The following is a 10,463-nucleotide window of genomic DNA, read 5'->3' as shown; positions in this document are numbered from 1 at the left end:
CGCGTTCCTGGTGATCGTGGCGGTGATCTTCGTCGAGCAGGGCCAGCGCCGGATTCCGGTGCAGTACGCCAAGCGCGTGGTGGGCCGCAAGATGTACGGCGGCTCCTCGACGTATCTGCCGTTGAAGGTCAACCAGGCCGGTGTGATCCCGGTGATCTTCGCGTCCTCGCTGCTGTACCTGCCGAACCTGGTATCACAACTGGCACAACATGGTTCGAGCCGATGGCAGGCGATCGTGCAACGCTATCTGGCCGATGCGAGCAGCCCCGTGTACATCGCCGTCTATTTCGCGCTCATCCTGTTCTTCACCTACTTCTATGTCGCGATCACCTTCAACCCGCAGGAGCGCGCGGACGAGATGAAGAAGTTCGGCGGCTTCATCCCGGGCTACCGCCCCGGCGCGCCGACGGCCGACTATCTGAGCCGGGTGCTCGGCAGGATCACGCTGCCCGGCTCGCTCTATCTGGGCATGGTCGCGGTGCTGCCGAATGTGGTGCTGGGCCTGGGCGCGACCGGTTCGGCGCAGAGCCTGATGTTCGCGGGCAGTTCGACGCTTATCGTGGTGAGCGTCGGCCTGGATACGATCAAGCAGATCGAGAGCCAACTGATGAGCAGGAACTACACCGGCTTCCTGCGCTGAACCGGAGGGACAGTCGGACGACCATGGCCAGCAATTCCTCGCGCCGCCTATTGGCCCGGGCGGCGTCCTCCCTCGCGCTCGCGGCCACCGCCACGATGCTCACGGCGGGCTGCGCGCACGCCGACACCACGATCGCGGGGCACACCGACAGCACGCTGGGCCAGCGCGAACACGGCTCCGCGCCAAGGTCTCCCGGCGACGTGGCCGGACAGCCGACGACGTGCGACCGATGCGACACCGCTCCCCCGCCCACTGCCCGGACCTCCACCATTTCGGTGCTGATCGCGGGCGATCAGGTCGTATTCCGGTCCGGCGTACGAGCGGTCGTCGGGACCCAGACCGACCTGCACTGCGTCGCCGAGGTCGGCGCGGCCACCGCACCCGCCGACCTCCGGCGACTGCGGCCCGATGTCGCCGTCCTGGATCTGGACACTCCCGGCCTGGACGACGCCCTCGCCGCCGACCCGACCCTCACCGACGGCACCCGGCTGCTCACCTTCACCGAGCACGCCACCGACGAAAACCTCTATCGCGCAGTCCGTCTCGGCGCCAGCGGATTCCTCACCAAGGACCTGCCCGCCGAGCGGCTCGTCACGGCCATCCGCCGGGCCGCACACCAGGACGACCTGATCGATCCGCGCCTGACCCGTCGCCTGGTCACCCGCCTGGCCCACGGCGACGACCCCTTCCCGCCCGCGCCGGAAGCCGAGGCACTCACCACCCGCGAGCACGAGATCCTGTTGCTGATCGCCCGCGCCCACACCAACCCCGAGATCGCCGAGTTGCTCGGCATCGGCGAGCAGACCGTCAAAACCCATGTCTCCCATGTGTTGTCGAAACTCGGCGTCCGTGACCGGGTACACGCCGCGGTCTACGCCCACACCCGTCACCTCGTGCCCGCGCCGAGCGGCGCGACTAACCTGGCCCGGTGACCCTCACCGAGTTGCCCTTCGGCTCGTGGCCGACACCCATCACCTCCGAATTCGTCGTCAGCGCCGCGGTGCGGCTGTGGGATGTGCGGGTGGACGGCGCCGACGTCTACTGGTCGGAGGGTCGTCCCACCGAGGGCGGCCGGACCCAGATCGTGCGCCGCGCCGCCGACGGCACCGTCACCGACCTCCTGCCGGAAGGCATGGACGCGCGCACCGCCGTGCACGAATACGGCGGCGCGGCCTGGTGGGTCCGCGGCGGCGTGCTGTGGTTCGCCAACTGGGCCGATCAGCGGCTGTACCGGCTCGAACCCGGCGGCGCGGCGGTCCCGCTGACCCCGGTCCCCGAGACGCCGCGCGGCGACCGGTACGGCGACGGCGACCTCGATCCCGCGGGCGCCGCCCTCGTGGCCGTCCGCGAGCGCCATCCGGACGGCGGACGCGGCGCGGTCGATGTGCGCAACGAGATCGTGCGGCTGCCGGCCGACCGGTCGTCGCGGCCGGAGGTCCTGGTGAGCGGACCCGACTTCGTCGCGGCGCCCCGGCTGAGCCCCGACGGGAGCGCGCTCGCCCTGGTGTCGTGGGACCACCCGTCCATGCCGTGGGACGACACCGTGCTGCGGGTGCGCGATCTCGCGACCGGCGCGGACACCGTGGTAGCCGGCGGGCCGGGCGAGTCGGTCCTGGAGCCGCGCTGGCAGGCCGACGGCTCGCTGCTGTTCCTGTCCGATCGCGGCGGGTGGTGGAATCTCTACCGCTGGGTGCTCGGCGCCGCGGTCACCCCGGTGATCGAGCTGGACGCCGAGATCGGCATGCCCGCTTGGCAATTGGGGTCGGCCCGCTACACGGTGCTCGCCGACGGCGGCATCGTGTTCGCCCGCTGGCGCGACGGCTACGACGGCCTCGGACTGCGCCGCGCCGACGGCTCCGTCCTCGACCTCGACCTACCCTTCTCCGTGATCACCGCCGTCGAGCGCGCCGCCGCGGACGCCGTTGTCGTCGTGGCGGCCACCCCCACCACCGAACTCGGTATCTACCGCATCGAATTCGGCAGTGGCACACCACGAGTGGAGAACCTGCGGGCGCCCCGGGAGATCGGCCTCGACGCCGCCTCGGTCTCGGTGCCCGAGCCGATCGCCTTTCCGTCGGTGGACCGCACCGGTGCGCCGCGCACCGCGCACGCCCTGTTCTATCCGCCCGCGAACAGCCGCTACGGCGGCCCGGCCGGGGAACTGCCGCCGCTGCTGGTCGTCATGCACGGCGGCCCGACCTCGCACGCGCTGCCCGCGCTGACACCACAGACCCAGTACTGGACCAGCCGCGGATTCGCCGTGGTCGACGTCAATTACGCCGGATCCACGGGTTACGGCCGCGCCTATCGCGCACTGCTCGAGGGTGCGTGGGGTGTGGTGGACGTGGCCGACTGCGTCGCCGCGGCCCGCTGGCTGAGTGAACGCGGCCGGGTCGATCCGGGGCGGCTCGCCATCCGGGGCGGCTCCGCCGGTGGCTATACGACACTGGCCGCGCTGGCCCGCGCCGACACTCCCTTCGCCGCCGGGGCGGACCATTTCGGCATCGCCGATCTCGAGGCGCTCGCCGTCGACACCCATAAGTTCGAGAGTCGATACCTCGACCGCCTGATCGGCGAGTATCCGGCCGAGCGCGACGCCTACCGGGAGCGTTCGCCGATTCATCACGTCGACCGGTTCCGCAAGCCCCTGATCGTGTTGCAGGGCAGCGCGGATCCGGTGGTGCCGCCCAATCAGTCGCAGATGATCGTCGACGCGCTGCGGGCGCGCCGGATTCCGGTGGCCTACCTCGTTTTCGAGGGCGAGCAACACGGCTTCCGGCGCGCGGAGAACATTCGCCGGGCGCTGGACGCCGAATTGAGCTTCTACGGCCAGGTATTCGGCTTCGACCTGCCCGCGGCCGAGGGTATCGAGCCCGTCACCGTCGAGCATCTCGCCTAACTCACCGCTCCTCGGCGAGGTCCGGCACCGGTACCGCCGCAGGGGTTTCCGGCGTTTCGGCGGGCGCCGATCGGCCCGGGAGGATGGCCGCCGCGGCGACGGCGCCGACGGCCAGCAGCCCGGCGGCGATCGTCAGTGCGGTGGTAAAGCCGTGCGCGAGATCGGTTTTCGCCTGCGAGTCACCGATGATGTTGCCGGAGACGGTCACCAGCACCGCGAGGCCGAGCGAACCACCGAGTTGCCGTGAGCTGTTGAGAATTCCCGACGCCAGCCCGGCCTGTTCGGCGGCCACGCCGGACACTCCGGCCACACCCATGGCAACCATGGCCGCACCGACGCCGATGCTGCAGACCAGGGACGGGCCGAGCACCGCGGTGAGGAATCCGCTCGCCTCCGTCGCGCGCCCGAACCAGAGCAACCCGAGCGCACCGAGCAGGCCGCCGACCAGAATGACCGGCCGGGCCCCGACACGGCCGATCACTCCCTGCGCCGCCCGCAGGCCGACGAACACTCCGACGCAGAACGGCAGGAACGCCAAACCGGTTGCGGTGGAACTGTATTCGAGCACGCGCTGGAGGAACTGCGAGACGAAGTAGAAGCTGGCGACCTGCCCGGACACCAGCATGAACCCGAACACGGTCGCGCCGATCAGCGACCGCCGCCGCAGGAAGCCCAGCGGAACCAGCGGGTCGGCCGCGCGCAGTTCGGCGACGACGAACACGGCCAGCGCCGCGACCCCACCGGCGAACCAGCCCAGCACGATCGGCGACCCCCACGCGTGCCGCTCGGTGGAGATGACCGCCGCGACGAGCGCCGTCATCCCGACGGTGACCGATACCGCGCCGAGCAGATCGATCGGTCCGCGGCCGGCCACCGGCGTATCCCGCACGCCCCGCACGACGGCGGCCAGCGCGACGGCGACGAAGACCAGGTTCACCCACATCACCCAGCGCCAGTCGAGGTTGTCGGTCAGCACACCGCTCATGACGACACCGAACGCGCCGCCCGCCGCACCGGCGCCACCCCAGACCGCCATCGCCTTCGAGCGCGCGGGCCCCTCCGGAAACTCCGAGGTCACCAGCGCCAGCGACATCGGCGACAGCACCGCCGCCGCGACACCCTGCACCGCCCGCGCCGCGATCAGTTGCCAGCCTTCCTGCGCGGCGCCACCGGCGGCACTGGCCACCGCGAACAGGACGAGTCCGGCCAGCAGCAGCCGGCGGCGACCGGTCAGGTCGGCCAGCCGCCCGCCCAGCAGCATCAGGCCCGCGTAGGGAAGCATGAACGCGTTGATCACCCAGCTCAACGCCGACGGGCTGAACTCCAGGGCGGCGTCGATATCGGGTAACGCCACATTGACGATCGAAAGGTCCAGGGACACCAGGAACATCACCAGAAAGACGACCAGCAGGACGGCCTTCGGATGCTCGGACTCGAGTGCGGGCACAGGAGCAACCTCTCATAATTTCCGAACATGTATTTTTAATAGAGTTAGCACACCCTAACCATGCTGTCGAGAGCTTCGATTCGCAGGAAGGAGCGCCTTGCCGCCCACCGCCACCCCCAGACGCGGCCGGCCGATCCGGGTCGACCGCGAGACCGTGGTCACCGCTACCACACAGCTACTCACCACGGCGGGCGTCGACGGTTTCACCATGCGTGGACTGGCCCGCGAACTCGGCGTCAGCGTCGCCGCGATCTATCACCACTTCCCGACCAAGAACGCCTTGTTCTTCGCGGTACTGAGCGCGCGCGCCGACGAGTTGGCGCGGCCGCCGTTGCCGGACGACCCGCGCGAGCGCCTGGTGACGATCGTGGTGTACCTCATCGACACCCTGCACCGAATGCCTTGGGTACTGGACATTCTCGTCACCGGCGAAACGTTCGGCCGCGCGGCGATGTGGATACTCGACGAATTCGTCCGCGCCGCAAACGAACTCGGCGCGCCGGACGAGGATGCGGTGGTCCTCTACGGGGTGATGTGGCGCTTCGCCCTCGGCGAACTCATGGCCCGCCGCGCCGCGGAGAAGCGCGATCAGGCCGCCGCCGAGGGGCACCCGCCCGAGCACTGGACCGAGGGCGCCAGCCCCGAACTCCTCGCCGAGTTCCCCGCCGTCGTACGGCTGTTGCCGCACTGGACGCAGAGCACGGCCCGCTACGACACCGCTACGGCAGCGCGGCGGATGCTCGACGGCTTGCTGCCGCCGGAGTCCCCGCCGCGCTGAGGCGGCATCGGATCAGTTCTGGCCCGCGGACTGCTGATCCTGTCTGGACCGCACCAGTTGCCGGGCCGGGTCGGCGTCGGGGGCCACGCCGTCGTGCGCGACCATCGCCTCCTGGCGGCCGAGCGTCGGACCGCCGGGGAGCAGCCCGGCGATCGGCCAGGGCGCGGGTTCGGCCGTGGCCTTCTCGGCGTCCATCCCGAGGGCCTTGGCCGACTCACCGTCCTTGACGCCGTAGCGGACGCCGGTGTCGGCGATGAAGAACATGCTGTCCTTGCGCTGGCTGTCCGGCTCGATTCCGGTGGTCTGCACCAGCATTCCCGATCCGGGGGTGGTGTAGAACTGGGCGACCTGTCCGGGCGTGCCGGCCTGGGCCAGCTGCACCGGCTGCGCGCCGTCCGGGATCGGCAGGGCGCGACCGGTGATCAGGGACAGTTCGGCGCGCATGCCGCCGTCGGTTTTATCCTTGGCGACCGCGAGCGGCCTCCACGACAGGCACTCCACCGGCTGTTCCTTGGTCTCCACGATCACCGGCGCGGTCACCGGGTACCGCTGCACCGGCAGCGTATTGACGATATTGGCCCTGGACCGCGTGTAGGAGGTGATCTCACTGTTGCCCGCGGTCGGGTTGGAGTTGCGGATGATGTCGGCGGTCAGCGGTGAGATCGGCTGCAATCCGGTGGGCAGCACCACGTAGAACTGGTTTTCACTGCTCACCCGCACCACATCGGCGTTGCGGTGGCCGTCCACGGGCTCGAGCGGGAAGCCGCCCGGATCGTCGATCTTCGGCGAGCTGATCGGCAGCACCTCCGGAATGGCGTTCAGCAAGCCCTCGCTGACTGGGCGCGGAACCATGCCGCGGATCTTCAACGCGTCCGTCACCGCGCGCTCGGTCATGTCGACGCGGGCACGCTGATTGTTGTAGATCAGGTACACCGAGCTTTTGCCCTGCACCAGCAGCGCCTTGGCGGGATCCAAGGTCTCGGCCTTCTCCCCGAGGTGCGGGGATCCGGCGATCACGGTGCTGGTGACGGCGTTGGAGCCGTCGTTCTTGATCTCGTCGCAGATGCTCCAGGCCCGGCCTTTGCCGCCGGTGTCGAAGTTCAGCGACGACGGGGCGCCGGGAATGCCGATCAAGGTGCCGCGCGGTTTCTTGGCGAGTTCGGATTCCTTGATGGTGGCGGGCTTGGCGGGTTCGCCCACCGCTAGCCGCGCCGAGGCCAGGTTGAGCGCCGGGTGCACGACGCCGTCGACCACGGCGTACACCTGGCCGGTGTCCTTGCCGAGGAGGATCTTGTTGTCACCGATCGAGCCTTGGGGACGCAGCAGCGCCAGCACCCCGCACCCGGCCAGCGCCACGATGCCGAGCACGAGACCGGCGGCGTAGGCGCGGGACTGCGAACGCATCGGGTCGTGCAGCATCCGCACATCGCGGCGCACCAGGGCGTGCTCCATCCGGCGGACCAGGAAGCGGTAGCCGCTCACCTGCCAGCGGGTGGTGGGTCTCGATGGCATGGTTACTCCCCCATGAACAGTGCTCGGAATCCGTAAACACAGTACCGGCACCCGCCCTCGGGGGAAGCGCTCGGCCCGATCAGGCCCGCCACTGCGGATCGCGCCCGAGGTAGCGCAGCAGCGCGTCGACATCGCCGGACTCGTTGCCGCTCAGCGCCTCCGCGAAGGCGAACCCGCGCAGTGGGTCGGCCAGCACCTGGGCGACCGGCAGCAACTGCCGCGCCAGCTCGGGCGTGAGCGGCGACGGCTGCCCGGACGCGACGGCCAGATCCCAGGCGTGCACCGCGGCATCGAGCGCGCAGGCTCCGACACCCAGCTCGGCGGTCAGCTTGTTCGGCGGGATGGGCACCGAAACCTCCTCGGCCGCAACGGGAACCGTCGCCCACGCGGCCGCGGCCGCCGTCATCGCGCGTTCGACGACGACCTCGGCGGGTTCGGCGAGCGTGCCCGACGGCGCGAAGGGGTTCTCCTCCGGCCCGGGACCGCCGGTGATGAAGGCCGCATACGCGATCTGGTCACCCGCCGCATGCTGAATCACCTGCGCCACGGTCCATTCCGCGCAGGGCGTCGGACGCCGCAGATCCGCCTCCGCCAGCCCGCGCACCGCATGCCGCAGCGCGGCGTGCGCCTCGTTCAGAACGGCCCATTCGGTCACAGCGTTCTCGTTCATCGTTCTTGCCTCTCCTTCGAGCCACCCTGTCGCGGCCTGTTGCCATCAGCTTAACAGAACGGAACGATCTATTCCACTCCAAATCCACGTTTGCACCTCCGCATCCGGGCCAACCCGCAGAGTGGTGGCCCGGATCGGGCCTCCGGACTCGGAAAACCGCTGCTCGCCGCCGTCGTCCCGGAAGGGAAGTGATCGCGATGACGAAATTTGTGCGCACCGCCGATCTGGAGATCGCCTATGCGGAGACCGGCGCCGCCGACGGGGCGACGCTCGTGCTGTTGCACGGATGGCCCGACGATATCGGCTGCTGGCGGGACGTGACGCCGCCGCTCGAGCGCGACCACCGGTTGCTGCTGCCGCATCTGCGCGGGCACGGCGAAACCCGGTTCCGGTCCGGCGATTCGATGCGCAGTGGTCAGACGGCCGCGCTGGCCCACGACCTGATCGGGTTCATCGACGCCTTGGGCCTCGGGCCCGTCGTGGTGGCCGGGCACGATTGGGGCGCACGCGCGGGGTACGCCGTGGCGGCCTGCCGTCCCGAGTTGGTGCGTGGCCTGGTCGCCATGTCCGCGGGCTATGCCGCCAGCGGGCCGGCCGCGCCGCTGTCCTACGACCTGGCCCAGGCGTACTGGTACGAATGGTTCGTCGCGACCGAGCGCGGCCGCCGCGCCTTCGCCGAGGATCGGCGCGAGATCTGCCGCTACCTCTGGCGAACCTGGTCACCGGGATGGGAGTTCGGCGAATCCGAATTCGCACGCACCGCCCGAGCCTGGGACAACGACGACTGGCCGGCGATCACCGCCCACGCCTACCTGCACCGGTGGGGTGAACGGCCCGGCGCGCCCGAATACGACGAGCTCGAGCGGACTTTGAGTGGCCATCCGCCGATCGGTGTCCCGACCGTCGTACTGCACGGCGCGGCGGACCGGGACAATCTGGCGCACACCACAGAGACGCAGCGAAAGTATTTCACCGGGCACTACGAACGTCATGTGCTGCCGGGAGTCGGGCATTTCGTTCCGCGCGAGGCGCCCTCCACGACGAGTGCGGCGATCGCGGAACTGAGCCGCCGCGTCGGTTGAAGTTCGGCTATCGCACCGGTTTGTCGATCTGTTCGCGGAGGATATCGCCGTGGCCCGCGTGCCTGGCGAACTCCTGGATCATCGTGAGCAGGGTCCATCGCATACTGATATTTCCTTCGCGGGGAATGTCTTTGGTGTCGTCCAGGTCGAATCGGGACGCGATTTCCCGTGAGCGGCGGCTTGCGCGTTCGAACTCGGCGATGACGTCGGGCAGCGATTCGTCGTCGGCGACAGTGAACGTGCCCTCGTCGCGGCGCGCGTAGCCGTCGCATTCGGATTCGTCCAGTTCCGCCCAGAACCGTTGGAACCAAATTCTTTCCGCGGCGGCGGCATGCTTGATCAGGGAGATCGGCGTCGTGAGCGACGCGACCAGCTGTCGGCGGGCGTCGGCCTCGGACAGTCCGCGGGCGGTCTCGACCAGCGCTTCGCGATTCCGGTCGAGCAGGTGCTCGAGAATCGTTCGTTCGGTTCCGTCGGTAATGCTATTGGTATTCACGGGTTTTCACTCCATTTTCTGGCGAGGCCGAAAGCGCACGGAAGGAGTGCGGATATCGGATCGGCTCGTCGCACGAATTGTGCAGGGAGCGCGGCGGAACTACGTCGACACCGCGGTTGCGCCGGTCGGAAGGCGCTGCTGCTCCGAGGAGTGTATCGCAGACTCGATCTGCTTGCTCGGTGGCGCTCGGTCTACATTCCGCCCGCATAGGGCAATTCGCCCGTGGACCACCGCGCATAGGTTTGCTGCGGAGTCACCGTAATGACGTCGGTGGCCGCGACGAGTCCGGCGGGAACCACGCCGGAGTCCAAGTGGTCGACACTGGGGACGATGACGGCGTCCGCCCGGGCCACGAGGGCCGCGTTCGCCAGCTGCCGCATGCGGTCGTCGGTGCGATGGCTGAAGGCGATCGTCTTGCACAGGTTGTATCCCAAACGCCGTGCCAGGCTGCGGATTTGCGCTTCGTCCCACTGCTGGCGCTGTCGCGAGATGTCGGTGCGCAGGTAGCCGAGTGCCAGAAACGTCATAGTCTCAGTCCATCCTCGGAGATCGGCCGCACTCACGATGGCGAATCCGGGGCCGGAGCCGTCACCGGACGTGCGGAGCTGACTGGGCGGGGAATCTGAGCCGGGCGATACAGGACACATACCAAAAACAGGACACTTCAGTAACTTTCGAGCAAATCCCAGAATAGCGACGGTCCGGCCTTCCGGCAAGCCGTCGCCGTGCCGCGCGCTGCAGGCGTGTCCTCTCCCGTTTGCTGACCGGCGCCGGCCGAATGCCGCAGTGAGCGCGGGACTTTCCGGGCACGCCCGACCCGCGCCGGACGGGAATCGGCCGGCACCGGGGACCTCCCCCCCCGCCCCCGGTGCGCCCCGCGGGAGTGGAGAGTGGAGGCGGGGGGAGGAGGTGGCCGGGGGGCAGACCATTATGGGCGCG

At 69.4% G+C, this 10,463-nt stretch carries 9 protein-coding genes and 1 pseudogene; 5 read left to right on the top strand and 5 right to left on the bottom strand.

Annotated elements, in window-relative coordinates:
* The 3 genes and pseudogenes from QH470_RS23265 to QH470_RS23255 form a co-directional block, all read left to right on the top strand.
* A pseudogene (locus QH470_RS23265) lies at window positions 1-640 on the top strand (SecY family transport protein); the annotation flags it as partial.
* 23 nt (window positions 641-663) lie between these two features.
* Complete coding sequence (locus tag QH470_RS23260) at window positions 664-1,572, top strand: LuxR C-terminal-related transcriptional regulator (protein WP_280274478.1); 909 nt, start codon at window positions 664-666, stop codon at window positions 1,570-1,572.
* On the top strand, window positions 1,569-3,539 hold the full coding sequence (locus tag QH470_RS23255) for a S9 family peptidase (RefSeq protein WP_280274477.1): 1,971 nt from the start codon (window positions 1,569-1,571) through the stop codon (window positions 3,537-3,539). The genes QH470_RS23260 and QH470_RS23255 overlap by 4 nt, the downstream gene beginning before the upstream one ends.
* Window position 3,540: 1 nt before the next feature.
* Here QH470_RS23255 and QH470_RS23250 read toward each other — a convergent pair whose 3' ends face one another.
* The gene (locus QH470_RS23250) at window positions 3,541-4,986 is read right to left on the bottom strand and encodes an MFS transporter (protein WP_280274476.1); all 1,446 of its coding nucleotides are present in this window, start codon (window positions 4,984-4,986) and stop codon (window positions 3,541-3,543) included.
* Between the two features lie 97 nt (window positions 4,987-5,083).
* Between QH470_RS23250 and QH470_RS23245 the strand changes: the two genes are divergently transcribed.
* A complete protein-coding gene (locus QH470_RS23245) occupies window positions 5,084-5,764 on the top strand; it encodes a TetR/AcrR family transcriptional regulator (RefSeq protein ID WP_280274475.1) in 681 nt (226 codons plus the stop codon).
* 12 nt (window positions 5,765-5,776) lie between these two features.
* Here the strand turns inward: QH470_RS23245 and eccB are convergent, their stop codons facing one another.
* Window positions 5,777-7,276: a type VII secretion protein EccB gene (eccB, locus tag QH470_RS23240; protein ID WP_280274474.1), complete on the bottom strand. Its 1,500-nt coding sequence runs from the start codon at window positions 7,274-7,276 to the stop codon at window positions 5,777-5,779.
* A gap of 79 nt (window positions 7,277-7,355) precedes the next feature.
* Window positions 7,356-7,946 carry a TIGR03086 family metal-binding protein gene (locus tag QH470_RS23235; RefSeq protein WP_280274473.1) on the bottom strand — a complete coding sequence of 197 codons (591 nt, stop codon included), beginning with the start codon at window positions 7,944-7,946 and terminating at the stop codon, window positions 7,356-7,358.
* A 197-nt stretch (window positions 7,947-8,143) separates the two neighbouring features.
* Between QH470_RS23235 and QH470_RS23230 the strand changes: the two genes are divergently transcribed.
* Window positions 8,144-9,028 (top strand): alpha/beta fold hydrolase, encoded by an 885-nt coding sequence (locus tag QH470_RS23230; protein ID WP_280274472.1) that lies wholly within the window; start codon window positions 8,144-8,146, stop codon window positions 9,026-9,028.
* A gap of 7 nt (window positions 9,029-9,035) precedes the next feature.
* Here QH470_RS23230 and QH470_RS23225 read toward each other — a convergent pair whose 3' ends face one another.
* Together QH470_RS23225 and QH470_RS23220 are read right to left on the bottom strand one after the other, a co-directional pair.
* Complete coding sequence (locus QH470_RS23225; RefSeq protein WP_280274471.1) at window positions 9,036-9,524, bottom strand: DinB family protein; 489 nt, start codon at window positions 9,522-9,524, stop codon at window positions 9,036-9,038.
* A gap of 191 nt (window positions 9,525-9,715) precedes the next feature.
* A complete protein-coding gene (locus QH470_RS23220; protein WP_280274470.1) occupies window positions 9,716-10,051 on the bottom strand; it encodes a hypothetical protein in 336 nt (111 codons plus the stop codon).
* Window positions 10,052-10,463 lie beyond the last annotated feature (412 nt).

This window comes from Nocardia wallacei (assembly GCF_029868745.1).
GTDB lineage: Bacteria > Actinomycetota > Actinomycetes > Mycobacteriales > Mycobacteriaceae > Nocardia > Nocardia wallacei_B.
This window is presented reverse-complemented; position numbering and strand designations above follow the sequence as displayed.